Here is a 25,482-nt window from a genome sequence, read left to right as displayed (position 1 = left end):
GGGGATTAGACAGGGAGGAGTAGCGGGGATGAGCATAAAAGTGTGATCGAGGCCACTCTGCGAGTGTGCTCTGAAGGAGAAAAGATATCCCGGAAGAGTGTCAAAAAAATGAAATGCAGTTTCGTAAGAAATTAATCGGCGCAGAAATGATTACTTACGTAGAATAATATTTCTGCAAATAAGGATTTCCCTGCGTCACTATTCAGTTTGCTGAACGTTACCGAAACTTTATTAACTTTGTCTTGATTATTCCTTGCTGAAACCCGTTTCAGTGATACCGCACTAAAAGCATACAATCCAGCATCCACGCGGGATGTGAGCCATTTTTAGAAAGTTCCGCATTTATGCGGAATGTTTTGTGACAGAGTGCAAATTCACAGCCACAAAACCCAGACATAACTTGCAATAGTCGTCTTATTGGCCGACCTTATATCTATTAATTACGAAGCGCAAAAAAAATAAATTCTCTCGTTCCCCACAGTGAAGTGAAAACTATGTTGATTCCGTCTAAATTAAGTCGCCCGGTTCGTCTTGACCATACTGTGGTCCGCGAACGCCTGTTGGCTAAACTTTCCGGCGCACATAATTTCCGACTGGCGCTGGTTACGAGCCCTGCAGGTTATGGAAAAACAACGCTCATTTCACAATGGGCCGCAGGTAAAAGCGATCTTGGCTGGTACTCTCTTGATGAGGGTGATAACCAGCAAGAACGTTTTGCCAGCTATTTGATTGCTGCTATTCAGCAGGCAACCAACGGGCACTGCGTCACCAGTGAGGTGATGGTGCAAAAGCGCCAGTACGCCAGCCTGTCTTCCCTTTTCTCACAGCTATTTGTTGAACTGGCCGAATGGCATCGTCCGCTGTATGTGGTGATTGACGATTATCATCTGATCACCAATCCGGTGATCCATGAGTCGATGCGTTTCTTCCTGCGCCATCAGCCGGAAAATCTGACCCTGGTGGTCTTGTCGCGTAATCTGCCGCAGTTAGGCATTGCCAATCTGCGCGTGCGCGATCAGCTACTGGAAATCGGCAGCCAGCAGTTGGCCTTTACCCACCAGGAAGCGAAACAGTTCTTTGACTGCCGCCTGACCTCGCCGATTGAGGCGTCCGAAAGCAGCCGTCTGTGCGATGACGTTGCAGGCTGGGCAACGGCGCTGCAGTTGATTGCGTTATCCGCCCGGCAAAATAATAGCCCGACACACCAGTCGGCGCGGCGTCTGGCAGGGATCAACGCCAGCCACCTTTCGGATTATCTGGTCGATGAAGTGCTCGACAGCGTCGATCTCTCCACCCGCCATTTCCTGCTGAAAAGCTCCCTGCTGCGTTCCATGAACGATGCGCTAATTGTGCGCGTGACGGGCATTGAAAACGGTCAGCTCCAGCTTGAAGAGATTGAACGTCAGGGTCTGTTCCTGACGCGCATGGACGATCCCGGTGAATGGTTTAGCTATCACCCGCTGTTTGGCAGCTTCCTGCGCCAGCGCTGTCAGTGGGAACTTGCGACCGAGTTGCCGGATATCCACCGCGCTGCGGCCGAAAGCTGGATGGCACAAGGTTTCCCGAGTGAGGCTATCCACCATGCACTGGCCGCGGGTGATGCCAGTATGCTGCGCGATATTTTGCTCAACCACGCGTGGGGGCTGTTCAACCACAGCGAACTGACGCTGCTCGAAGAGTCGTTAAAAGCGCTACCGTGGGAAAGCCTGCTGGAGAACCCGCGTCTGGTGCTGCTGCAGGCCTGGCTGATGCAGAGCCAGCATCGCTACAGCGAAGTGAACACCCTGCTGGCGCGTGCCGAGCAGGAGATGGAGAGCGAAATGGATGCCACTCTCCACGGCGAATTCAATGCCCTGCGTGCTCAGGTCGCGATCAACGACGGCGACCCGGAAGAGGCAGAACGCCTGGCGATGGTTGCACTGGATGAATTGCCGCTGGCGAACTTCTACAGCCGCATCGTGGCGACGTCAGTACACGGCGAAGTGCTGCACTGCAAAGGTGACCTGACGCGTTCGCTCTCGCTCATGCAGCAAACCGAGCAGATGGCGCGCCGTCACGACGTCTGGCACTACGCTTTGTGGAGCCTGATCCAGCAAAGCGAGATTTTATTTGCGCAGGGGTTCCTGCAAGCGGCATGGGAAAACCAGGAAAAAGCGTTCCAGCTTATTCGTGAACAACATCTGGAACAGCTGCCGATGCACGAGTTCCTGTTACGTATTCGCGCTCAACTGCTGTGGGCATGGTCGCGTCTGGATGAAGCAGAAAGCTGCGCCCGTCAGGGCGTGGACGTGCTCTCCGGGTTCCAGCCGCAGCAACAGCTGCAGTGTCTGGCGCTGCTGGTACAGTGCTCGCTGGCGCGCGGAGATCTGGATAACGCGCGCAATCACCTTAACCGCCTGGAAAACCTGCTCGGTAATGGTCAGTACCATAGCGACTGGGTGTCAAACGCCGATAAAGTCCGGGTGATTTACTGGCAGATGACCGGCGATAAAAAATCCGCCGCCAACTGGCTGCGCCAGACGCCAAAACCTGAATTTGCCAACAACCACTTCCTGCAAAGCCAGTGGCGGAATATTGCCCGCGTGCAGATCCTGCTGGGCGAGTTTGAGCCTGCCGAGATCGTGCTGGAAGAGTTAAACGAAAACGCCCGCAGCCTGCGCCTGATGAGCGACCTGAACCGTAACCTGCTGCTGCTGAACCAGCTTTACTGGCAGGCCGGTCGTAAAAACGATGCCCAGCGCGTGCTGCTGGAGGCGCTGCAACTGGCTAACCGCACCGGGTTTATCAGCCACTTCGTGATTGAAGGTGAAGTGATGGCGCAGCAGTTGCGTCAGCTTATTCAGCTCAATACGCTACCGGAACTGGACCAGCATCGCGCCCAGCGTATTCTGCGCGAGATTAACCAGCACCATCGCCACAAATTTGCGCATTTTGATGAGAACTTTGTTGAACGTCTGCTGAATCATCCAGAAGTGCCGGAACTTATCCGCACCAGCCCGCTCACTCAGCGTGAATGGCAGGTTCTGGGGCTGATCTATTCCGGATACAGTAACGATCAGATTGCCGGGGAACTGGCGGTTGCGGCGACCACCATCAAAACGCACATTCGCAATTTGTATCAGAAGCTGGGCGTGGCGCATCGTCAGGATGCAGTGCAGCATGCACAGCAGTTGCTGAAGATGATGGGGTACGGGGTGTAGGTTTTGTGCGGCCTGATGCCCTCACCCCGGCCCTCTCCCTGTGGGAGAGGGAGAAAATTTTGTAGGTCGGGTAAGCGCAGCGCCACCCGACACAACCGCTAGCAGAGTTCTAACTGTAGATTGTTATCCTTAATCACCTGCATCACCCCAGCCGGCGGCATCACGTCGGTGTAGACCGCATCCACCATGCTGATGCTGCCCATGTTTACCATCGCGTTACGGCCAAACTTCGAGTGATCCACCACCAGCATCACGTGGCGTGAGTTCTCGATAATCGCGCGCTTGGTGCGCACCTCATGGTAATCAAACTCCAGCAGCGAGCCGTCACTGTCGATGCCGCTGATCCCCAGAATGCCGAAATCGAGGCGGAACTGAGAGATAAAATCGAGCGTCGCTTCGCCGATAATCCCGCCGTCGCGGCTGCGCAGTTCGCCACCCGCGAGGATGATGCGGAAATCGTCTTTCTGCATCAGGGTGTTAGCCACGTTCAGGTTGTTGGTGACCACACGCAGGTTCTCGTGGTCCAGCAACGCATGAGCGACCGCTTCCGGCGTGGTGCCGATATCAATAAACAGCGTCGCGCCGTTCGGGATCTGGCTTGCCACTTTACGGGCGATGCGCTCTTTCTCTGCCGTCTGCGTGGCTTTACGGTCATGCCACGAGGTGTTGACCGAGCTGGACGGCAGCGCGGCACCGCCGTGGTGGCGCAGAATACGGTTTTGATCGGCGAGGTCGTTCAGATCACGACGGATGGTTTGCGGGCTGACGGCAAACTGCTCCACCAGCTCCTCGGTGCTGACGTATCCCTGTTTTTTGACCAGTTCGATAATGGCGTCATGACGTTGTGTTTGTTTCATGAAATATCCCTGGGAATTATGTTCGTTTCCGCGCATGGAGCGTGTCGGCAAAGGCCATCACCAGCCCAACAACCAGCCCGGTGACGTGCGCACCGTTGGCGATAGACATACCAAACAGATCAAACCATCCGGCAATTAGCCATATTAATGCAAAGGTTATTAATCCGCGTTGCAGATAGATGCCGCTTTCAGGGTCGCGCTCGCCTCTGAGCCAGACGTACCCCATCAGGGCGTATACCACACCAGAAAGCCCACCAAACCACGGACCGCTGAATTTATGCTGCACATAGCCGCTTAACAGGGCGCTGATAATCGTAATCACGACCAGTTTTCCAGTGCCCAGGCGCTTCTCCACGATACCACCGAGATACCACCACCACAGCAGGTTAAAGAGGATATGCATCACCGAGAAGTGCATCAGCGCGTGGGTGAAGTAGCGCCAGACGTCAAACTCCAGCGACGGATCGTAGGGCCACGCCAGGGCAATCATCACGCTCTGGTCGCCCACCACGTTCATCAGGATGAAGACGATAATGCAGGCGGCCATCAGCAGTAGCGTAAAAGGCCCCGCACGCTCACGCAGGGTGGCGAGGAAAGGGAAACGCTGATAATGCAAGCCACTACCGGTCTGACCGGATTGCCAGCTTGCTGCCAGATAGCGCGGATCGGCTGGATTTTCCAGAAACCGCGCCAGCTCGGCATTGACGCGATCGGCCTGGCTTTCATCTGCCAGCCAGACATCGGTTTGCGTATGTTGCTGAACGGTCAGAATGACGCCCTGCGTTGCCATATAGTCGACAAACGCCTGGGCGACGCGCGGGTTGGTAAAGGAGGTGATCATCAACATGGGCGGCGGTCGCTTATTTCCACACAAAAGGGGACAGTATAGCGGGATTAGCGCTCAAACGCGTATTCAACTTCCGCCGGAAAATGCCGGTGCCAGGCATCGAAGCCGCCGTCGACGCTATACACCGCGTCGTAGCCCTGCTGGAGCAGATACTGCGCCGCGCCTTTACTGCTGTTGCCGTGGTAGCACATCACCATCACCGGCGTGTCGAAATCGTTATCGCGCATAAACGCGCCCAGTGTGTCGTTGGTCAGATGGAACGCGCCCGGCGTGTGGCCCATCGCGAAACTTTGCGGATCGCGGATGTCCACCAGCACCGCCGTTCCCTGGTGCATCTTCTGATGGGCTTCTTCTACGTTAATACATTCAAACTGATCCATGGAGTTCTCTTTCGATTATTCAGATTTTATGCGACCTGCTGACCCTCACCCCAGCCCTCTCCCTATAAGGGAGAGGGAGCAAACCATTCCCTCGCCCCTCTGGGGAGAGGGTTAGGGTGAGGGGTGACGGAGAAAAGTTAGTCGCACTATTTTACCCCGTAGTGTACGTCCTGGCGGCGGGTAAACGCCATTATGTTATCCATATCACTCTAAATTGTTTTTTTGATGTTACCAAAGGCGCGTTCCTTTGCTATTATGAGCGATATCGAACATTTATGAGCTTTAACGAAAGTGCGTGAGGGTGTTATGGAAACCAAAGATCTGATTGTGATAGGCGGTGGCATCAACGGTGCCGGTATTGCGGTCGATGCCGCAGGACGCGGTTTATCCGTACTGATGCTGGAAGCTAACGATCTCGCCTGCGCGACGTCGTCCGCCAGCTCCAAACTGATTCATGGCGGCCTGCGCTACCTGGAACACTACGAATTCCGCCTGGTCAGCGAAGCGCTGGCCGAACGTGAAGTGCTGCTGAAAATGGCCCCGCATCTGGCGATCCCGATGCGCTTCCGCCTGCCCCATCGCCCGCACCTGCGTCCGGCGTGGATGATCCGCATTGGTCTGTTTATGTACGATCATCTGGGGAAACGCACCAGCCTGCCGGGTTCGAACGGTTTGCGTTTTGGCTCAGAATCGGTCCTTAAACCTGAAATCGTGCGCGGATTCGAATATTCCGACTGCTGGGTGGACGATGCACGTCTGGTGCTGGCGAATGCGCAGATGGTCGAGAAGAAAGGCGGCGAGGTGAAAACCCGTACCCGCGCGACCGCTGCCCGTCGTGAAAACGGCCTGTGGATTGTGGAAGCGGAAGATGTGGATACCGGCGAGAAATTCACCTGGAAAGCACGTGGTCTGGTGAACGCCACCGGCCCGTGGGTGAAGCAGTTCTTCGACGACGGCATGCATTTGCCATCCCCTTACGGCATCCGCCTGATCAAAGGCAGCCACATTGTTGTGTCGCGTGTACATACCCAAAAGCAGGCCTACATTCTGCAAAACGAAGATAAGCGCATCGTGTTTGTGATCCCGTGGATGGACGAATTCTCGATCATCGGCACCACCGATGTGGAGTACAAAGGCGATCCGAAAAACGTCGAGATCGACGAGAGCGAAGTGAATTACCTGCTGAAAGTGTATAACGCGCACTTTAAGAAACAGCTCGCACGTGATGATGTGGTCTGGACTTACTCCGGCGTGCGTCCGCTGTGCGACGACGAATCTGACTCACCGCAGGCCATCACCCGCGACTATACGCTTGATATTCATGACGTGGACGGCCAGGCACCGCTGCTGTCGGTGTTTGGTGGCAAGCTCACCACCTATCGTAAGCTGGCCGAACACGCGCTGGAGAAACTGGCACCGTATTACAAAGGCATTGGCCCGGCATGGACGAAAGGCGCGGTACTGCCTGGTGGTGACATCGGTGACAATCGCGATGATTTTGCCGCGAAACTGCGCCGCCGCTATCCGTTCATCACCGAAGGCATGGCACGCCACTACGCCCGCACTTACGGGAGTAATACCGAACTGATTCTGGGCGAGGCAAAAGGGCTTGCCGACCTGGGCGAACATTTCGGCCACGAATTATATGAAGCCGAGCTGCGTTATCTGGTTGAGCATGAGTGGGTTCGCCGCCTGGAGGATGCTATCTGGCGTCGTACCAAAGAAGGAATGTGGCTAAACGCCGAGCAGCAGTCTCGCGTGGCGCAGTGGTTGCAGCAACATGCGGGAAAGCGTGAATTGTCGTTAGCGTCGTAATTGAAAAAAAGCCGGGTGGCGGCTCCGCCTTACCCGGCCTACTCGATCCCGTAGGCCCGGTAAGCGCAGCGCCACCGGGCAATGTTTTTACAACCGCACCGGATCAATATGCCAGATGGTATCGGCATACTCTTTGATGGTTCTGTCCGACGAGAAATAGCCCATATTGGCGATGTTACGCATCGCGACACTGGTCCACTTCTCCTGCTGACGATACAGCTCGTCCACCTTGTCCTGACAATCCACATAGCTGCGATAATCCGCCAGCACCTGATAGTGATCGCCAAAGTTAATCAGCGAATCCACCAGATCGCGGTAGCGGCCCGGCTCGTCAGAATTAAACACGCCGGTGGCAATCTGCGTCAGAACCTGGCGTAACTCTTCATCGTCCTCGTAATACTCGCGTGGCGAGTAGCCCTTCTTGCGAAGCGCCTCCACCTCTTCCGTCGTATTACCGAAGATAAAGATATTATCTGCCCCAACATGCTCCAGCATCTCGACGTTCGCGCCGTCCAGCGTGCCGATGGTCAGCGCGCCGTTCAGGGCAAACTTCATGTTACTGGTGCCGGACGCTTCCGTCCCCGCCGTGGAAATCTGCTCTGAGAGATCCGCCGCCGGAATGATCAGCTGCGCCAGGCTCACGCTGTAGTTCGGGATAAACACCACCTTCAGCTTGTCGCCGATGTCCGGGTCATTGTTCACCACTTTCGCGACATCGTTGATCAGATGAATAATGTGCTTCGCCATGTAGTACGCGGACGCCGCCTTACCGGCAAAGATTTTCACTCGCGGCACCCACTCGGCCGTCGGGTCGGCTTTGATACGGTTGTAGTGAGTGATCACATGCAGCACGTTCATCAGCTGACGCTTGTACTCATGGATGCGTTTGATCTGCACATCGAACAGCGCTTTCGGGTTCGCCACCACGTTCAGGTGCAGCGCAAGATACACCGACAGCCGCTTTTTGTTCAGCAGTTTGGCTTCACGCACGGCCTTGTTCACCGTCGGGAAATCAATGTGCTGTTCAAGCTCGCTCAGCTGGCTCAAATCGGTACGCCAGGTACGACCAATGTGTTCATCCAGCACGTCAGATAACGGCTGGTTCGCCAGCGCCAGCCAGCGCCGCGGCGTGACGCCGTTGGTCACGTTGCAGAAACGCGTCGGGAAGATCTTCGCAAAATCAGCGAACAAAGACTGCACCATCAGGTTCGAGTGCAGCTCAGACACGCCGTTTACCTTGTGGCTGATCACCACCGCCAGCCAGGCCATGCGCACGCGACGACCATTTGACTCATCGATGATCGACGCGCGGCTCAGCAGGCCGGTGTCGTTCGGGTACTGCTCCTGCAGCGTCTTGAGGAAGTAATCGTTAATCTCAAAGATGATTTGCAGATGGCGCGGCAGAATTTTGCCCAGCATATCGACCGGCCAGGTCTCCAGGGCTTCACTCATCAGCGTGTGGTTAGTGTACGAGAACACCTGGCAGGTCACCTCAAAGGCGTCGTCCCAGCTGAACTTATGCTCGTCGATCAGCAGGCGCATCAGTTCCGGGATCGAAAGCACCGGATGGGTGTCGTTAAGGTGGATCGCGGTTTTTTCCGCCAGATTGGCGTAGGTTTTGTGCAGCTGGTAGTGACGGCTGAGGATATCCTGAATCGTCGCGGAGACGAGGAAATACTCCTGACGCAGGCGCAGCTCGCGGCCAGAATAGGTCGAGTCATCCGGGTACAGCACGCGGGACACGTTTTCAGAGTGGTTTTTATCTTCCACCGCCGCAAAGTAGTCGCCCTGGTTGAATTTACCGAGGTTGATCTCGCTACTGGCCTGCGCACTCCACAGACGCAGCGTGTTGGTGGCATCGGTGTCGTAACCGGGGATGATCTGGTCATAGGCCACGGCCAGGATCTCTTCGGTTTCCACCCAACGGGATTTTTTCCCTTCCTGCTGAATACGTCCGCCAAAGCGCACTTTGTAGCGCGTGTTGTGGCGTTTGAACTCCCACGGGTTGCCGTATTCCAGCCAGTAATCCGGCGACTCTTTCTGCCGCCCGTCGACGATGTTCTGTTTGAACATCCCGTAGTCGTAGCGAATACCGTAGCCACGCCCCGGCAGCGCCAGCGTCGCCAGCGAATCCAGGAAGCAGGCGGCAAGACGCCCCAGGCCGCCGTTACCGAGGCCAGGGTCGTTTTCTTCGTCAATCAGCTCTTCTAAATCCAGCCCCATCTCTTCCAGTGCGCTTTTGACGTCGTCATAAATACCGAGCGACAACAGCGCGTTAGACAAGGTGCGGCCAATCAAAAATTCCATCGACAGGTAGTACACCTGACGCGTTTCCTGCGAAAGCTGGGCGCGGTTGGAGCGTAGCCAGCGTTCAACTAAGCGGTCACGCACCGCAAACAGGGTGGCGTTCAGCCATTCGTGTTTGTTGGCGATAACCGGATCTTTCCCGATGGTGAACATCAGCTTGTAGGCGATGGAGTGCTTTAACGCCTCAACGCTGAGTGTCGGTGAAGAGTAGCTAAAAGGAGCATTCATATCAGTAACTTCGCCTCGTTACATCAAGCGTTGATAGAGATCGCGGTATGACTGCGCCGCAACGTGCCAGCTAAAGTCCATGGACATCGCCTGGCGTTGAACGTAACGCCAAAGCGACGGACGGGACCACAAGACGAAAGCACGCCGAATCGCCCGAAGCAGCGACCAGGCATTACTGTCCTCAAAGACAAACCCGCTGGCGATACCGTCCGCCAGATTTTCCAGCGAGCTGTCAGACACCGTATCCGCCAGCCCGCCCGTGCGACGCACCAGCGGCAGGGTGCCGTATTTCAGGCCGTAGAGCTGCGTAAGCCCGCAAGGTTCGAAACGGCTCGGCACCAGAATGACGTCCGCGCCGCCCATAATGCGGTGTGAAAACGCTTCGTGATAACCAATCTGTACACCGACCTGCCCAGGGTGCTCCGCGGCGGCCGCCAGGAAACCTTCCTGCAACACCGGGTCGCCCGCACCGAGCAACGCCAGTTGCCCGCCCTGCTCCAGTAACCCCGGCAGGGCCTCAAGCACCAGATCCAGCCCTTTCTGGCTGGTCAGGCGGCTGACTACGGCGAACAACGGCACTTTGTCATTCACCTTCAGCCCCATCGCAATCTGCAGCTGGCGTTTATTTTCAGCTTTGTCTTCCACCGAGTCGCGGCCATAGCGTGAGGGCAGCAGAAGATCGGTTTCCGGGCTCCAGATTTTTTCATCAACGCCGTTTAAAATCCCCGACAGACGACCTTCACGGTGACGCTGTTGCAGTAACCCTTCCATGCCGTAGCCAAACTCCGGCTGGGTAATTTCACGCGCATAGGTTGGGCTGACGGCCGTAATGTGATCGGCGTAGTACAGCCCCGCTTTCAGGAACGAGATCTGCCCGTTAAACTCCAGCCCGTGCATGTTATAGAACGACCATGGCAGATCGATGTCATTCATGTGATGGGCGTAGTACATACCCTGATACGCCAGGTTGTGTACGGTAAAGACCGATTTCGCCGGGTGGCCGCGCGCCGCCAGGTAAGCCGGGGCAAGCCCGGCGTGCCAGTCATGCGCGTGCACAATATTCGGACGCCAGAATGGGTCCAGCCCAACCGCCATCTCCGCCCCCACCCAGCCCAGCAGCGCAAAGCGCAGCACGTTGTCGGTATACGCGAACAGGTTCGTATCGTGATACGGGCTTCCCGGTCGGTCGTATAAGTGCGGCGCGTCAATCAGGTAAATTCCAACGCCATTGTAATGTCCAAACAGCAGGGTGATGCGTCCGGCGAAGGTCTCACGGCGGGTCACAACCTGAGCATCAGGAATGCCGCGCCGGATATCCGGAAAGGCGGGCAACAGGACTCGGGTATCCACACCTCCGGCGATTTGCGCCGCGGGTAATGCGCCAAGAACATCCGCCAGACCGCCCGTTTTTAATAACGGGAACATCTCTGAACATACATGTAAAACCTGCATTATCGCTCCTGTTTGACCTGCAGTTTCCGCAGCATTTCCCGTGTGACCAACACGATCCCTTCTTCTGAACGGTAGAAGCGACGTGCGTCCTCCTCCGCGTTTTCTCCTATCACCATGCCTTCAGGAATGACGCAGGCACGGTCGATTACGCAACGGCGGAGACGGCATGAGCGCCCCACCCAGACATCCGGCAGCAGAACCGCCGAGTCGATGTTACAGAATGAGTTCACGCGCACGCGTGGGAACAGCACTGACTGCACCACGACCGAACCGGAGATAATGCACCCGCCAGAGACCAGCGAATTCAGGGTCATGCCGTGGCTGCCGGAGCGATCCTGCACAAACTTCGCGGGCGGCAGGGACTCCATATGCGTGCGAATCGGCCAGTTCTGGTCATACATATCCAGCTCCGGCGTGACGGACGCCAGGTCCAGGTTCGCCTTCCAGTACGCTTCCAGGGTGCCGACATCGCGCCAGTACGGTTCAGAATTCGGGTCAGACTGTACGCAGGACAACGGGAAGGGATGTGCATACGCCATGCCAGCTTTGGTGATTTTCGGGATAATGTCTTTACCGAAGTCGTGGCTGGAGTTTTCGTCTTTGTCGTCCTCTTCCAGCAGCGCGTAAAGGTAATCGGCATCAAAGACATAGATCCCCATGCTGGCAAGCGATTTGGTGTCATCCCCTGGCATGGTCGGTGGGTTCGCCGGTTTTTCAACGAAGTCGATAATCTTGTCATCTGCATCCACGTGCATCACGCCAAACGCTGTCGCCTCCGCAACGGGCACCGGCAGACACGCTACGGTGCAACGCGCCCCTTTTTCGACGTGGTCGATCAGCATGTGGGAGTAGTCTTGCTTGTAGATATGGTCCCCGGCGAGGATCACGATGTATTCCGCGTTATAGCGGCGAATGATGTCGAGGTTTTGCGTCACCGCATCCGCCGTGCCGCGATACCAGTTTTCACCGTGAACGCGCTGCTGCGCAGGCAGCAGGTCGACAAACTCGTTCATCTCTTCGCTGAAAAAAGACCAGCCGCGCTGAATGTGCTGCACCAGCGTGTGCGACTGATACTGAGTAATAACGCCAATGCGGCGAATGCCGGAGTTCAGGCAGTTGGACAGCGCGAAGTCGATAATGCGGAACTTACCACCAAAGTGAACGGCCGGTTTGGCGCGCTTGATGGTCAAATCTTTAAGACGGGTGCCACGCCCGCCTGCGAGTATCAGGGCAACAGTTTTTAATGGTAGCTGGCGTGCCAACATTAAGGGATCGTTCTTCTCTAATCTAACCATGACTAACTCCTTTTTTATCATCTTTGGAATACGCACACTCCGTGCGCAGGCCCGTGCCAGACAGCCATAACAACCGGATTATCCGCTCCGGCAAAGGGGGGAATGGCGCGCCACTCCCCGTCAGGTAAAACAATCTCAGCGACGTCATCCGTCGCATTCAGCGTCACCAGCCACCTGTCCGAAAGCAGGATTTGCAGGCAGGGTACGCCGTGTTGCCACTCTTGCGCGCTCAACGGTTGCGCGTCTTTGTTGAGCCAGCAGACGTTGCCGTCGCCCTCTTCCCACCAGCTGTCGGCGGTGAGGGCGGGGATCTGCTGGCGAAGGTGGATCAGCGCCGCGGTAAAATGGGTTAACCCGCTGTTCGCTTCCCCCCAGTCGAGCCAGGTTAAGGTGTTGTCCTGGCAATAGGCATTGTTGTTACCGTGCTGGCTGTGGCCGTGTTCATCGCCCGCCAGCAGCATCGGTGTCCCCTGAGACAACAAAAGCGTCGTCAGCAGCGCATGAACGCTGGCGCGTCGCCGCTCAATGATGTCCAGACTTCCGCCTAACCCTTCTATACCATGGTTAAAGCTATGGTTATTGTTAGTCCCATCGCGATTCTCTTCGCCGTTTGCTTCATTGTGTTTCTGATTGAAACAAACGCAGTCGCGCAGCGTAAAACCGTCGTGCGCCGTCACCAGATTGATGGTGGCCGACGGGCGTTTGCCGTCGCGCTTAAAGAGATCGCTCGAACCGGCAAAACGTCCGGCAAATTCCCCCAGCGACAGGCTCCTCTCAAGCCAGAAGCGGCGCATGGCATCGCGATAATGATCGTTCCACTCGGCAAACAGCGGCGGGAAATTTCCCACCTGATAACCGCCTTCGCCAATGTCCCACGGCTCGGCAATCAGCTTCACCTGTGAAAGCACCAGGCAGTTTTTGATCGCCTCAAACAGCGGTGCCTGCTGGCTGAATGCCGGTGTCCGCCCCATCACCGGTGCTAAATCGAAACGAAAACCGTCCACGTGGAAGGTTTCCACCCAGTATTTCAGGCATTCGTATGCGTAATGCGTCACCGCAGGATGGCTGAGATTGAGCGTGTTACCGCAACCGGTCCAGTTGTCGTAATCACCATCCTCCCTGATCCAATAATAGCTACGGTTATCAATTCCGCGCTGCGAGAGCGTCGGGCCGTCGAGATCGCTTTCGGCGCTGTGGTTTAACACCACGTCCAGAATGACCTCAATGCCCGCCGCATGAAGCGCTTTCACCGCATCGCGAAACTCGTCCCGCGCCTTCTCCGGGTGCACCGCATAGCGCGGGTCGAGGGCGAACATCGCCAGCGGGTTGTAGCCCCAGTAGTTACTTAGCCCCAGGCGCTGCAGGCGCGGCTCGCTGGCGAAATGCGCCACCGGCAGCAGTTCCAGCGCAGTGATCCCTAAATGCTTTAGATAGGCCACCATCGTCGGATGCCCAAGCGCCATATAGGTGCCGCGCATCTCTTTCGGGATCGACGGGTGCAGGTACGTCAGCCCTTTTACATGCGCTTCGTAGATAACCGTGTTACCCCACGGCGTGCGCGGCGGGGCATCGTCTTCCCAGTCGTAGAGATCGTTCACCACCACGCTTTTCGGTGCGACGGATGCGCTGTCACGATGATCGGGTTCACCGTAGCCAACGTGGAAAATCGGATCGTCTTTAAACTCGCCGTCCACGCGGTGCGCACACGGGTCGATCAGCAGCTTCGCCGGGTTAAACCAGTGCCCCTGCGAAGGCTCCCACGGGCCGTGAACGCGAAAACCGTAGTGCATGCCCGGACGCCCTCCGGCCAGGTAACCATGCCAGATATCCCCTGTACGCGCAGGCAGATCGTAGCGGTGCTCGTTGCCTTCCCCGTCAAACACACAGAGTTCTACCCGCTCCGCGTGCGCGGAAAAGAGCGTGAAATTCACCCCCTTTCCGTCAACACTCGCCCCGAGCGGTTCGGGTTTCCCTGCAGTGAGTTGCGTCATTCTCCCTCCCGCACCAGCCAGATGGTGCCGAGCGGCGGCAGCGTCAGGCTCAGGGAATTCGGACGACCGTGACTTTCGATGGCATCGCTTTGCACCAGCCCACCGTTTCCGGCGTTACTGCCGTGGTAGTGCATGGAGTCGGTATTCAGAATTTCGCGCCATTTACCGGCCTGATTAATGCCGAAACGGTAATGTTCGCGCGGAACAGGCGTGAAATTGCTGGCGACGATAATCTCATTACCGGCCTTATCACGACGCACAAAGACAAACACCGAGCGTTCATGGTCATCCACCACCAGCCACTCAAAGCCGTAAGGGTCGAAATCCAGCTCGTGCAGCGCCTTGTGGTGGCGATAGGTCAGGTTCAGGTCGCGCACCAGACGCTGTACGCCGTGGTGCCAGTTGTCGCCGCCCTCAAGCAGATGCCAGTCGAGGCTGGTGTCGTGGTTCCACTCGCGCCCCTGGGCGAACTCATTGCCCATAAACAGCAGCTTCTTACCAGGGAAAGCGAACATCCAGCCGTAGTAGGCGCGCAGGTTGGCGAACTTCTGCCACGCATCACCCGGCATACGATCGAGAATAGATTTCTTGCCGTGAACCACTTCATCGTGGGACAGCGGCAGCATGAAGTTTTCGGTGTAGTTGTAGAGCAGCCCGAAGGTGAGCTTATCGTGGTGGTACTTGCGATGAACCGGATCGAGCTTCATGTAGTCGAGCGTGTCGTGCATCCAGCCGAGGTTCCACTTGTACCAGAACCCCAGGCCACCCGTTGACGGCGGACGGGAGACGCCGGGGAAATCCGTCGACTCTTCCGCCATGGTGACTGCGCCTTCCACCTGCTCACCGAGAATGCGGTTGGTGTTGCGCAGGAACTCTATCGCTTCGAGGTTTTCACGACCGCCAAATTCGTTCGGTATCCACTCCCCTTCTTTACGGCTGTAGTCGCGATAAATCATTGACGCCACCGCGTCGACACGCAGGGCATCAATGCCGAAACGTTCAATCCAGTAGAGGGCGTTCCCCACCAGGTAGTTCGTCACTTCACGGCGACCGTAGTTGTAGATCAGCGTGTTCCAGTCCTGGTGATAGCCTTCGCGCGGGTCGCTGTGCTCGTACAGCTTCGTGCCATCGAAATCGGATAAGCCGAAATCATCGGACGGGAAATGGCCCGGCACCCAGTCGAGGATCACGTTCAGCCCGGCGGCGTGCGCGGCGTTGATGAAATAGCGGAAATCATCGCGCGTGCCAAAGCGCCGCGTCGGGGCATACAACCCGGTTGGCTGGTAGCCCCAGCTACCGTCGAACGGATGTTCGTTAACCGGCAGCAACTCAAGATGGGTAAAGCCCATCCATTTGGCATACGGCACCAGTTGATCGGCCAGCTCGCGGTAGCTCAGCCAGAAATTGTTATCAGTGTGGCGACGCCAGGAGCCGAGATGCACCTCATAGACCGAAATCGGGGCATCGAAACGGTTGGCCTGCTTGCGCTCCTCGCTCTGGACAACTTTTTCCGGCAGGCCGCAAATCAGCGAGGCGGTATCCGGGCGCATCTGCGCTTCGAAGGCATACGGATCAGCCTTAATGCGCAGCTTGCCGTTGGCGTCGATCATTTCAAATTTATAGAGCTGACCGTTGTGCGCGCCGGGGATAAACAGCTCCCAGATGCCGGTTTCACGGCGCAGGCGCATGGGATGACGGCGACCATCCCAGTAGTTGAACTGCCCGACCACGGAGACGCGCCGGGCGTTCGGTGCCCATACGGAAAAGCGCGTGCCGGTAATGCCGTCCATCGTATCCGCATGCGCACCCAGCGTTTCATAAGGCCGCAGATGGGTCCCTTCGGACAGCAGCCAGGCATCCATCTCTTTTAAGAGCGGACCAAAGCTGTAGGGATCGTCAATCAGGTTTTGCTGGCCGTGCCAGATAACGGCGAGCTGATAGCGGAAAGGGTTTTTACGACGGGGCATTACGCCCGAGAAGAAGCCACGGGAATCGAGGCATTCCAGATTACCCACCTTGCGGCCGGTTTTAGGTTCAATCACCCAGACTTCTGTGGCATCCGGCAACAGCGCCCGGACTTCCAGTCCAGCCTCTGTACGGTGCATGCCGAGCACCGAAAAGGGGTCAGCAAAATGACCCGCAATAAGCGCATTAATCACGTCTCTATCCACACGATCGGACATGGTATTCATCCTGTTTTTTATGTCGTCCTTTTTTAGCGCCTGGGACGACTTTAATGTGACCTGAACGGGCATCCTCTCAGCCCCGTCCTAACCTCAGGTAAGAAACAAATCTTCCTTAAAGCATAGCCAACGCTCTAAATGACTCCTGATAAAAAATAAGACATACGCGTTTTACTCCATGTAGTACGCAAAAAAAGGGGGTGAAAATCACCCCCGGTATTTAACAAAATATTACGCCAGCTGGCGTAGCATGCGGCGCAGCGGCTCGGCTGCGCCCCACAAGAGCTGGTCGCCGACGGTGAAGGCGGAGAGGTACTCCGGCCCCATATTGAGCTTACGCAGACGGCCAACCGGCGTGGTCAGCGTGCCGGTAACGGCTGCCGGAGTCAGTTCACGCATGGTGATATCGCGATCGTTTGGCACCACTTTCGCCCACGGGTTGTGCGCGGCCAGCAGCTCTTCCACGGTCGGAATAGACACATCTTTTTTCAGTTTAATGGTGAAGGCCTGGCTGTGGCAGCGCAGCGCGCCGATACGCACGCACAGGCCGTCAACCGGAATGGTGTTCGCGGTCGCGAGGATTTTGTTAGTCTCGGCCTGGCCTTTCCACTCTTCGCGGGTCTGGCCGTTATCCAGCTGTTTGTCGATCCACGGGATCAGGCCACCAGCCAGCGGTACACCAAAGTTATCCACCGGCAGCTCGCCGCTGCGGGTCAACTGAGTGACTTTACGTTCGATATCGAGAATGGCGGACGCCGGGTCTGCCAGTTCGGTCGCAACGCTGTGGTGCAACTGGCCCATCTGGGTCAGCAGCTCGCGCATGTGACGCGCGCCGCCGCCGGAAGCCGCCTGATACGTCGCCACGGAGACCCACTCCACCAGATCCTGCGCGAACAGGCCGCCCAGGGACATCAGCATCAGGCTGACGGTGCAGTTGCCGCCGACAAAGGTTTTCACGCCGTTGTTCAGGCCGTCGGTTATCACGTTCTGGTTAACCGGGTCGAGAATGATGATGGCATCGTCTTTCATACGCAGCGAAGAGGCTGCGTCAATCCAGTAGCCCTGCCAGCCGCTTTCACGCAGCTTTGGATAGATTTCGTTGGTATAATCGCCGCCCTGGCACGTAACAATAATGTCGAGTGCCTTCAGCGCTTCCAGATCGTAAGCATCCTGCAACGTGCCGGTGGTGCCGCCGAATGAAGGCGCAGCCTGGCCGAGCTGGGAAGTGGAGAAGAAGACCGGGCGGATAGCGTCGAAATCGCGCTCTTCAACCATGCGTTGCATGAGTACAGAGCCGACCATACCGCGCCAGCCGATAAAACCAACGTTTTTCATAGCATTTTTTCCTGCAGAGGGTGTGTGCTGATTGTGCAAGCCAGTATTGAACTGGGATATGCTTCACATTACAAAATGCTGCCAAAGTCGCAAGCGAAATTAATCGATGATTGCCCGGCAATCAGAAAAAGCGCTAATCATCGAAATAACCACAGTAAGTATCAGGGATAATTTAAGATGAGTGAAATCATTTCCGCAGCGGTTTTATTGATCCTGATTATGGATCCACTCGGAAACCTGCCTATCTTCATGTCGGTGCTGAAGCACACCGAGCCAAAGCGCCGTCGGGCGATCATGATCCGCGAACTGCTCATCGCCCTGCTGGTGATGTTTATCTTCCTGTTTGCCGGTGAAAAAATCCTCGCCTTCCTGAATCTGCGCGCTGAAACGGTCTCCATTTCCGGCGGGATTATCCTGTTCCTGATTGCCATTAAGATGATTTTCCCAAGCGCCGAAGGCAGTAGCAGCGGCCTGCCCGCGGGTGAGGAGCCGTTTATCGTACCGCTGGCGATCCCACTGGTCGCCGGGCCGACGATTCTGGCCACGCTGATGCTGCTGTCGCACCAGTATCCGAATCAGATGAGCCATCTGGTGATTGCCCTGCTGATTGCCTGGGGCGGGACGTTTATCATCCTGCTGCAGTCGTCGCTGTTCCTGCGCCTGCTGGGTGAGAAAGGGGTGAACGCCCTGGAGCGTCTGATGGGGCTGATTCTGGTGATGATGGCGACGCAGATGTTCCTGGATGGAATTCGCGCGTGGATGAAGGGGTAGCAAGGTAAAAGCAAAACGACAACGAAAGTTGTCGTTTTTAGTGTTTGCACCCTCTCCCTGTGGGAGAGGGCCGGGGTGAGGGCAACAGGCCGCACCCTAAAATAATATTTCGTTTTGCGAGCCGCCTTCAAGAGCCTCTCTTGCCACCCCGCCCCCAACGCAGTATCTTCTTGCCGCGCCTGCAAAATCAGGCGTCAGGATTAGCCTCCTGAACTACCTCATCAGCGACACGAGTGTTATCGTGTCGTGCGCTTAGCTACACTCCAATGGTGGGCCAGGCGGGGGCGTCGCAAGACGCGCCGGTAGCTGATGAGGCCGGTAAGGCTAACCCTGTCTGGTTCCACCACCCCATTCGATCACACCACCGATTTCACCGCGCTGGCGGACAACTGTGAGCGATTCGTAGACGTGCTGGTTGAATGTGACGATCCAGCCCAGAAGATGGCGCTGTGCGGACGGCTATCAGCCTGCCTCGCACTGCTCCAGCCTACGCTGCTTGAACCTGTTCCGGAATATTTAAAAGCCAGCCTGACGGTGGATGACCTGCCAATGGATGTGCCGGTATTCGAACCGTAAGTGGATCAATTAGGGCGATATTGCCAGCTGTTAACGCAACTGCTGTTAGCGCATTTGCTGTCAGAAAGTGATGAAAGAGTCGCAGGAGATTTGTTGCAGGATTTAGTGGGGTTTTACAGTGATACGCTGAAAGCGCCGCGCTGGTTGCGCACAAAGGAAGGCATCGTGCCGCTGTAAAAAAGCCGGGTGGCGCTTACGCTTACCCGGCCTACGGGACCTGAGTTTTTTGCAGGTCGGGTAAGGCGAAGCCGTCACCCGACAAAATACGGCCTCTGCGGCCTGATGCCCTCACCCCAGCCCTCTCCCACAGGGAGAGGGAGAAAACCGGAGTGAGTTGTAGGTCGGGTAAGGCGAAGCCGCCACCCGACAAAATACAGTCTCTGCGGCCTGATGCCCTCACCCAGCCCTCTCCCACGGGGAGAGGGAGAAAACCGGAGTGAGTTGCAGGTCGGGTAAGGCGAAGCCGCCACCCGACACACATACGGCCTCGTTAGCTCAGCAACGTAAACGCAATCATCCCGACAATCGCACCCGTCGTGCCGAGGATGGTTTCCATCAGCGTCCAGGTTTTCAGGGTTTGCGCTTCGGTCGCGCCGGTAAATTTACCGAACAGCCAGAAACCCGCGTCGTTAACATGCGATACCACGATCGAACCGCCCGCGATGCAGATAGAGAGTGCCGCCATCTGCGCGCCGGAGTAGTTCAGCTGTTCAATCACCGGCATTACCAGACCCACGGCGGTTAAGCACGCGACGGTCGCGGAGCCCTGAATGATACGCACCGCCGCAGCCAGCACGAAACAGGTGACGGCAATCGGCAGGCCCATTCCGGTCAGTGCTTCGCCCAGCGCCGGACCCACGCCGGAATCGACCAGCACCTGTTTGAACACGCCGCCTGCACCAATCACCAGCAGAATGATGCCCGCAGGCTGCAACGCGTGACCGCAGATCTCCATCACTTTGTCTTTCGGCATGCCCTGACGCATCGCCAGACCGTAGATCGCCACCAGACACGCGACCAGAATCGCAGTGAACGGGTGGCCGATAAACTCAAACCATTCGTAGGCAGTAGAGCCAACCGGCACAAAACGCGCAGCGATGGTTTTCAGCCCAACGAGCACCAGCGGCAGCAGGATCAATGACAGACTAAAACCGAAGGACGGCATTTTACCTTCGCCCAGATGTGGCTCGGTGATGTCGTCCGGAATGTGCAGCTCAACGTAACGGCTGATGAAATTACCCCACAGCGGACCGGCAATGATCATCCCCGGAACGGCGGCGCACAGGCCAATCAGGATCATCCAGCCAAAGTCAGCGTGCATCTGGGAGGCCAGCAGCATCGGCGCAGGCCCCGGCAGCAGAAACGCCGCAGCCGCCGCCACACCCGCAAACAGCGGAATAACCAGCTTCACCAGGTTGGTGCCGGTATGGCGCGCCATCGAGAACGCCACGCTAATCAGCAGCACAACCGCCACTTCAAAGAACAGCGGCAGCGCACAGATCAGGCCAGCCAGACCAATCGCGTAGTGCGCACGGCTGTGCCCGAAGGATTTCAGCATCTTGACGGCAATCTGATCGACCGCGCCCGTCTCATGCAAAATCTTGCCAAACATCGCGCCCAGCGCGACCACAATCGCCAGGAAGCCCAGCGTGCCTCCCATCCCTTTTTCCATGGTCGCTGCGATCTTGTCGAGCGGCATACCGGAAAAGAGACCTGCACCAATAGACACCACCATCAAAGCAACGAAGGCATGCATACGCGCCTTCATCACTAAAAACAGCAGCAGCAAAACAGAGCCAACTGCTGTTAAAACAAGCGTTAATGTACTCAAAACTTACTGCCTTTTATTAATAACCTCGATGGTGCTGGCCACAACACCTTCCAGCGGCTGATCGATATCAACCACTAATACGTCCTGCTCGTCCGCGCCCGGCTCCTGCAACGCCTCGAACTGCGTTACCAGCATCTGAGTTTTAAAGAAGTGGCCTTTACGCGCCTTCAGACGGCTTTCAATGACCTCGAAATCGCCTTTCAGGTAGATGAAAGAGAGGTTCGGGTTGCCGTCGCGCAGCAGGTCGCGGTAGGTTTTTTTCAGCGCGGAGCAGACGATCAGGGACACTTTGTTGGTGCGCTGCATCGCAAACGCGGCGTCATTCAGCGCCTGCAACCACGGTTTGCGGTCGTCGTCGTTCAGCGGCTCGCCGGAGGCCATTTTCATGATGTTGCTGCGCGGATGGAGGAAGTCGCCATCAAGAAACGCCGCATGGAGTTGATGCGCCACTTCGCTGGCGACGGCTGATTTACCGCTACCGGAAACGCCCATCAGGACGTAAACGTGGTGATCATGATTAGTCGTGCTCAAAAGGTGTCCCTCAGTCAATTGTTACGGGTAACAGTTATCGGTAACATTGTCCTGCCGGGGCATAAGAGAAGCAATATCCAAACGTGCGCGAAGTGAATAAGTGTGAGCTACTTCAAATTTGTCGGATTAAATAGATCCACCCGGTGACAAGGTGAAACCTAAATCTAACATTTTAGGGGTAACCACCTCGCCACGAATGCGCGCCAGCAGGCGTTCTGCACCAATGCGGCCCATGCGCTCACGCGGGGTCAGGACGCTCGCCAGACGCGGCTCCATCACCTGGCCAATGTCGTGGCCGTGGAAACCGGCAATCGCCATGTCATCAGGGATCTTCAGCCCCAGACGCTGGCATTCGAACGCGGCACCGACCGCAAGGTCATCGTTGGTACAGAAAATACCGTCCAGTTGCGGATACTCGCGTCGTGCCTGACGCATCAGCTCAATCCCCGACGTGTAGGATGATGACTGCTCAACCATCACGCTGTACGGCGTTAAGTTTGCGTCGAGCATCGCCTGCTCGTATCCCTTCTGTTTGATGATAGTACGTTCATCCAGACGCGCACCCAGGTAGGCTACGTGGCGATGACCACGGGCGATGATTGCCGCCGTCATCTGACGCGCCGCTTCAAAGTTATCAAAGCCCACGGCGATATCGAGGCACGGCGACTGGCTGTCCATCAGTTCCACTACCGGAATACCGGCGACTTCAATCATTTTCAGCGTGCGCGGCGTGTGAGTACGTTCCGTTAAAATCAGGCCGTCGATGTTCCAGGAAAGCATCGATTCAAGACGTTCTTCTTCCAGTTCCGGTTTGTACCCGTAGTGGGCGAGCATGGTCTGATAACCAAAGGCATCAGTGACGCTTTCAATACCGCGCAGCACTTCGGCGAAAACCTGGTTGGTCAGGGAAGGAAGCAGGACGCCCACCGCACGGCTGGTCGCATTGGAGAGAATATCGGGTGCGCGGTTGGGGATATAACCCAGTTCATCAAGGGCGGCGGCAATCTTGCCACGCAACGCCACGGAAACCTGTTCCGGGTTACGTAAAAAACGGCTGACCGTCATTTTGGTCACACCGACGCGATCGGCAACATCCTGAAGTACGGGGCGTTTCTTTTTCATCGTCCTGAGAAATCTTGAAGTGAGAGATTTGCTCAGTTTATCACGGACAAAGCTCAACCTTCCCCGTTTAAGGGGAAGGTTGAGAAATTATTTATACTGGTGGCAAATCAAACAGCAGGATTTCGCTTTCGCTGTCGGCATGAACGGACAGCGCCTGCTCATCCCAGACGGCCAGGCCATCCGCCGTTGTCGCTTTCGTGCCGTTGATGGACACTTCACCTTTCACCACCTGGACCCACACGCGGCGGTTAGCGGCAATCTGGTGTACAGACTGTTCGTCTTTCGCCAGCGCCCAGCGGTACAGTTCCATATCCTGATGCACTTTCAGGGAACCTTCACGCGCATCCGGGGACAGCACCAGCTGTTTGCCCTGTTTCGCGTCGAAGCGGCGCTGCTCGTAGCGTGGCGTGATGCCGGTTTCTTCTGGAATGATCCAGATTTGATACAGGTGCAGTTTTTCCGTTTTGCTCGGGTTGTATTCCGAGTGACGCACACCGGTTCCCGCGCTCATGATCTGGAACTCACCCGCCGGAACCTGCTCTTTATTGCCCATGCTGTCCTGGTGCTCAACCGCCCCTTCCAGCACATAGGTCAGGATTTCCATGTCTTTGTGCGGGTGAGTGCCGAAGCCCTGGCCTGCATCAATCACGTCGTCGTTAATCACGCGCAGTGCGGAGAAGCCCATAAAGTTCGGGTCGTAGTAGTCGGCAAACGAGAATGAATGCCATGAGTCCAGCCAGCCATGATTCGCGTGACCACGTTCGTTTGCTTTGCGTAAGTAGATCATTGTTTTCACCCTCAGTTCGTTTCTATGGAGTAAGTGTGGACGCAAACGCCCAGGGATCATAGAGGGTGAAAATTGACTCCTCTGTTCAAAAATTTAGAACAAACCCAGAGGAGCCATTTTTACTTATTTCGCGAGGGTTACCGTGGCAGGAGAAGCCTCCTCAAAGGCCCGTTCGAGGATTTCCAGGTTGGTCAGTACGTCAGATTCCTTGACGTAATTCGGCGCGCCGTTGGTGAGGGTTTCAAACAGCGCATCGTAGACGCGGCCATAGTCGCCGGTTTCCGGTTTCAGTTCTTCTCTGACCGTCACACCTTCGTCGTTCACGTACTCCAGCACGCCCACGGAATCATCCGCCGCAAAGCCCGGCTCGCCCGGCATGATGTTGGCCTTCAGGCTGGTCTCCTGCTGGTCGATGCCGTACTTAATAAACGAGCCTCTGGTGCCATGAACGATAAATTTCGGGTAATCGATTTTTACCAGATGGCTGGTTTTGACGATGGCTTTCAGGTCACCGTAAAACAGCTGTGCTTCAAAGGTATCGTCCGGGTTGGCTTTATTGCGCAGGCTGCGGATGTCATATGCCACATGGTCCGGGCGACCAAACAGGGAGATGATCTGGTCCATAGTGTGTACGCCCAAACCATAGAATGAGCCGTCCTGCGGCAGGCCAGGTTGGGTTTCCGCCACCGGGCGGTAGTAGTCGAAATGGCTCTCCATTTCGACGATCTCACCGAGCTTGCCGCTCTCAATCGCCTTTTTCGCCGTCAGGAAGCAGCTGTCAAAGCGACGGTTCTGATACGGCGTGACGGTTAACCCTTTGCTTTTCGCCAGCGCGAACAGTTCCTTCGCTTCGGCGATGGTCGGGGTGAACGGTTTTTCAACCAGCACGTTTTTGCCCGCTTCGAGCGCGCGTTTCGCGTAGTCGAAATGGCTGTCGGCATGAGTACAGACGACGACCAGCTTCACCTGCGGGTCATTTAACACTTCATCAAGATCGCTGGTGAAATGAATGTGCGAATACTGCGGGGACTGCTCTTCGGGCTTCGCGCTGCGGCGGTAGATATGGGCCACATGCCAGGTATCTTTACGGTTGAGAACATACGGAAGGTGGTAACGCGTGGTGCTTTTGCCAAATCCAATAAATGCACAATGTAGTGTCATGGCTCAGTCCTTTTGGAAGGTTACTGGGTTTTACCATAGCGCATGTTTTGCCCTCACCCCAGCCCTCTCCCACGGGGAGAGAGAAAAAGGGCAAAAAAAAAGCCAGCTAAAAGCTGGCTAAAATAATACTGGAAGCAATGTGAGCAATGTCGTGCTTTCAGGTTCCCGTAACGGTCTTCCTGAACGCAGAGCAATAATAATCATTCTCATTCGCACTTGTCCAACACTTTTTGCAAAAAATAGCAGTTGACGCAAATTTTAAAGTCAATGATGTTGGAAGGGATTTTTAACTGACAGAGGATGAAGGAATGAGTGAAATAGTGATACGCCACGCGGAACCGAAAGATTACGACGCCATTCGTCAGATCCACGCCCAGCCGGAGGTGTATCACAACACGCTACAGGTTCCCCATCCTTCAATGGAAATGTGGCAAATGCGGCTAGGCGAGCAGCCGGGCATTAAGCAGCTGGTTGCCTGCATTGATGATATCGTGGTCGGCCACCTCACCATTGACGTCGCCCAGCGACCGCGCCGCAGCCACGTTGCCGATTTCGGTATCTGCGTAGGCGCACAGTGGCATAACCGCGGCGTGGCCAGCGCGTTGATTCGCACCATGATCGACATGTGCGACAACTGGCTGCGCGTCGACCGTATTGAGCTGACAGTGTTTGTTGATAACGCACCGGCGATTGCGGTGTATAAAAAGCACGGGTTTGAGATTGAAGGCACCGGCAAGCGCTACGCCCTGCGCAACGGCGAGTATGTGGATGCGTATTATATGGCGCGTATGAAATAGTTTGTTGCCGGGTGGC

General features: G+C 56.1%; 18 protein-coding genes and 1 pseudogene. 5 read left to right on the top strand and 14 right to left on the bottom strand.

The features are described from left to right. Positions 1-494: 494 nt before the first annotated feature. Positions 495-3,200: an HTH-type transcriptional regulator MalT gene (malT, locus tag ABGB15_RS01690; RefSeq protein WP_152082560.1), complete on the top strand. Its 2,706-nt coding sequence runs from the start codon at positions 495-497 to the stop codon at positions 3,198-3,200. Between the two features lie 98 nt (positions 3,201-3,298). Here the strand turns inward: malT and ABGB15_RS01685 are convergent, their stop codons facing one another. Genes ABGB15_RS01685 through glpE form a run of 3 tightly spaced genes read right to left on the bottom strand, consistent with a single transcriptional unit; the run spans position 3,299 to position 5,284 of the window. Then, the gene (locus tag ABGB15_RS01685; protein ID WP_008503060.1) at positions 3,299-4,057 is read right to left on the bottom strand and encodes a DeoR/GlpR family transcriptional regulator; all 759 of its coding nucleotides are present in this window, start codon (positions 4,055-4,057) and stop codon (positions 3,299-3,301) included. Between the two features lie 16 nt (positions 4,058-4,073). Next, complete coding sequence (gene glpG, locus ABGB15_RS01680; protein ID WP_215723512.1) at positions 4,074-4,904, bottom strand: rhomboid family intramembrane serine protease GlpG; 831 nt, start codon at positions 4,902-4,904, stop codon at positions 4,074-4,076. Between the two features lie 47 nt (positions 4,905-4,951). Next, entirely contained in the window at positions 4,952-5,284 is a 333-nt protein-coding gene (gene glpE / locus ABGB15_RS01675) for a thiosulfate sulfurtransferase GlpE (RefSeq protein WP_014885552.1), read from the bottom strand. A 306-nt stretch (positions 5,285-5,590) separates the two neighbouring features. Here glpE and glpD point away from each other — a divergent pair, with 306 nt between their 5' ends. Next, positions 5,591-7,099, top strand: coding sequence for a glycerol-3-phosphate dehydrogenase (glpD, locus tag ABGB15_RS01670; protein ID WP_313327356.1), 1,509 nt, complete (start codon positions 5,591-5,593; stop codon positions 7,097-7,099). Between the two features lie 87 nt (positions 7,100-7,186). On the opposite strand, the gene glgP is transcribed toward glpD, so the two are convergent. The 6 genes from glgP to asd form a co-directional block, all read right to left on the bottom strand. After that, positions 7,187-9,634, bottom strand: coding sequence for a glycogen phosphorylase (glgP, locus tag ABGB15_RS01665; protein WP_152082564.1), 2,448 nt, complete (start codon positions 9,632-9,634; stop codon positions 7,187-7,189). Between the two features lie 18 nt (positions 9,635-9,652). Further along, on the bottom strand, positions 9,653-11,086 hold the full coding sequence (glgA, locus tag ABGB15_RS01660) for a glycogen synthase GlgA (RefSeq protein WP_152082565.1): 1,434 nt from the start codon (positions 11,084-11,086) through the stop codon (positions 9,653-9,655). Then, positions 11,086-12,381 carry a glucose-1-phosphate adenylyltransferase gene (gene glgC, locus ABGB15_RS01655; protein ID WP_152082566.1) on the bottom strand — a complete coding sequence of 432 codons (1,296 nt, stop codon included), beginning with the start codon at positions 12,379-12,381 and terminating at the stop codon, positions 11,086-11,088. The genes glgA and glgC overlap by 1 nt, the downstream gene beginning before the upstream one ends. A 17-nt stretch (positions 12,382-12,398) precedes the next feature. Then, on the bottom strand, positions 12,399-14,372 hold the full coding sequence (gene glgX, locus ABGB15_RS01650) for a glycogen debranching protein GlgX (RefSeq protein ID WP_215723514.1): 1,974 nt from the start codon (positions 14,370-14,372) through the stop codon (positions 12,399-12,401). Further along, positions 14,369-16,555 (bottom strand): 1,4-alpha-glucan branching enzyme, encoded by a 2,187-nt coding sequence (gene glgB / locus ABGB15_RS01645; RefSeq protein WP_152082568.1) that lies wholly within the window; start codon positions 16,553-16,555, stop codon positions 14,369-14,371. The genes glgX and glgB overlap by 4 nt, the downstream gene beginning before the upstream one ends. Positions 16,556-16,786: 231 nt before the next feature. Next, positions 16,787-17,890, bottom strand: a complete 1,104-nt coding sequence (asd, locus tag ABGB15_RS01640; protein ID WP_152082569.1) for an aspartate-semialdehyde dehydrogenase — start codon at positions 17,888-17,890, stop codon at positions 16,787-16,789. Between the two features lie 177 nt (positions 17,891-18,067). Between asd and yhgN the strand changes: the two genes are divergently transcribed. Together yhgN and ABGB15_RS01630 are read left to right on the top strand one after the other, a co-directional pair. Continuing rightward, positions 18,068-18,661 carry an NAAT family transporter YhgN gene (gene yhgN / locus ABGB15_RS01635; RefSeq protein WP_003861574.1) on the top strand — a complete coding sequence of 198 codons (594 nt, stop codon included), beginning with the start codon at positions 18,068-18,070 and terminating at the stop codon, positions 18,659-18,661. Between the two features lie 309 nt (positions 18,662-18,970). Then, positions 18,971-19,414, top strand: a pseudogene (locus ABGB15_RS01630) (hypothetical protein). Positions 19,415-19,727: 313 nt separating this feature from the next. On the opposite strand, the gene gntU reads toward ABGB15_RS01630, so the two are convergent. The 5 genes from gntU to ABGB15_RS01605 form a co-directional block, all read right to left on the bottom strand. Continuing rightward, the gene (gene gntU, locus ABGB15_RS01625; RefSeq protein WP_152082570.1) at positions 19,728-21,068 is read right to left on the bottom strand and encodes a gluconate transporter; all 1,341 of its coding nucleotides are present in this window, start codon (positions 21,066-21,068) and stop codon (positions 19,728-19,730) included. A 3-nt stretch (positions 21,069-21,071) separates the two neighbouring features. Continuing rightward, positions 21,072-21,599, bottom strand: coding sequence for a gluconokinase (gene gntK, locus ABGB15_RS01620; RefSeq protein ID WP_152082571.1), 528 nt, complete (start codon positions 21,597-21,599; stop codon positions 21,072-21,074). 126 nt (positions 21,600-21,725) lie between these two features. Then, a complete protein-coding gene (gntR, locus tag ABGB15_RS01615; protein WP_152082572.1) occupies positions 21,726-22,721 on the bottom strand; it encodes a gluconate operon transcriptional repressor GntR in 996 nt (331 codons plus the stop codon). Positions 22,722-22,812: 91 nt separating this feature from the next. After that, entirely contained in the window at positions 22,813-23,508 is a 696-nt protein-coding gene (locus ABGB15_RS01610; protein WP_152082573.1) for a pirin family protein, read from the bottom strand. Between the two features lie 123 nt (positions 23,509-23,631). Then, positions 23,632-24,669, bottom strand: a complete 1,038-nt coding sequence (locus ABGB15_RS01605; protein WP_313327342.1) for an oxidoreductase — start codon at positions 24,667-24,669, stop codon at positions 23,632-23,634. Positions 24,670-24,977: 308 nt separating this feature from the next. On the opposite strand from ABGB15_RS01605, the gene yhhY reads away from it, so the two are divergent. Continuing rightward, positions 24,978-25,466, top strand: a complete 489-nt coding sequence (gene yhhY / locus ABGB15_RS01600; RefSeq protein ID WP_152082575.1) for an N-acetyltransferase — start codon at positions 24,978-24,980, stop codon at positions 25,464-25,466. Positions 25,467-25,482: the final 16 nt, after the last annotated feature.

The organism is Enterobacter sp. MALB-1 (assembly GCF_041021625.1).
GTDB lineage: Bacteria > Pseudomonadota > Gammaproteobacteria > Enterobacterales > Enterobacteriaceae > Enterobacter > Enterobacter oligotrophicus.
Note: the sequence above shows the minus strand (reverse complement) of the source record. Positions and strands in the feature narration are given on the sequence as shown.

Excerpts from the sequence above, each read along its gene's own strand:
- malT (WP_152082560.1), top strand. The coding sequence starts at position 495 with ATGTTGATTCCGTCTAAATTAAGTCGCCCGGTTCGTCTTGACCATACT.
- ABGB15_RS01685 (WP_008503060.1), bottom strand. The coding sequence starts at position 4,057 with ATGAAACAAACACAACGTCATGACGCCATTATCGAACTGGTCAAAAAA.
- glpG (WP_215723512.1), bottom strand. The coding sequence starts at position 4,904 with ATGTTGATGATCACCTCCTTTACCAACCCGCGCGTCGCCCAGGCGTTT.
- glpE (WP_014885552.1), bottom strand. The coding sequence starts at position 5,284 with ATGGATCAGTTTGAATGTATTAACGTAGAAGAAGCCCATCAGAAGATG.
- glpD (WP_313327356.1), top strand. The coding sequence starts at position 5,591 with ATGGAAACCAAAGATCTGATTGTGATAGGCGGTGGCATCAACGGTGCC.
- glgP (WP_152082564.1), bottom strand. The coding sequence starts at position 9,634 with ATGAATGCTCCTTTTAGCTACTCTTCACCGACACTCAGCGTTGAGGCG.
- glgA (WP_152082565.1), bottom strand. The coding sequence starts at position 11,086 with ATGCAGGTTTTACATGTATGTTCAGAGATGTTCCCGTTATTAAAAACG.
- glgC (WP_152082566.1), bottom strand. The coding sequence starts at position 12,381 with ATGGTTAGATTAGAGAAGAACGATCCCTTAATGTTGGCACGCCAGCTA.
- glgX (WP_215723514.1), bottom strand. The coding sequence starts at position 14,372 with ATGACGCAACTCACTGCAGGGAAACCCGAACCGCTCGGGGCGAGTGTT.
- glgB (WP_152082568.1), bottom strand. The coding sequence starts at position 16,555 with ATGTCCGATCGTGTGGATAGAGACGTGATTAATGCGCTTATTGCGGGT.
- asd (WP_152082569.1), bottom strand. The coding sequence starts at position 17,890 with ATGAAAAACGTTGGTTTTATCGGCTGGCGCGGTATGGTCGGCTCTGTA.
- yhgN (WP_003861574.1), top strand. The coding sequence starts at position 18,068 with ATGAGTGAAATCATTTCCGCAGCGGTTTTATTGATCCTGATTATGGAT.
- gntR (WP_152082572.1), bottom strand. The coding sequence starts at position 22,721 with ATGAAAAAGAAACGCCCCGTACTTCAGGATGTTGCCGATCGCGTCGGT.
- ABGB15_RS01610 (WP_152082573.1), bottom strand. The coding sequence starts at position 23,508 with ATGATCTACTTACGCAAAGCAAACGAACGTGGTCACGCGAATCATGGC.
- ABGB15_RS01605 (WP_313327342.1), bottom strand. The coding sequence starts at position 24,669 with ATGACACTACATTGTGCATTTATTGGATTTGGCAAAAGCACCACGCGT.
- yhhY (WP_152082575.1), top strand. The coding sequence starts at position 24,978 with ATGAGTGAAATAGTGATACGCCACGCGGAACCGAAAGATTACGACGCC.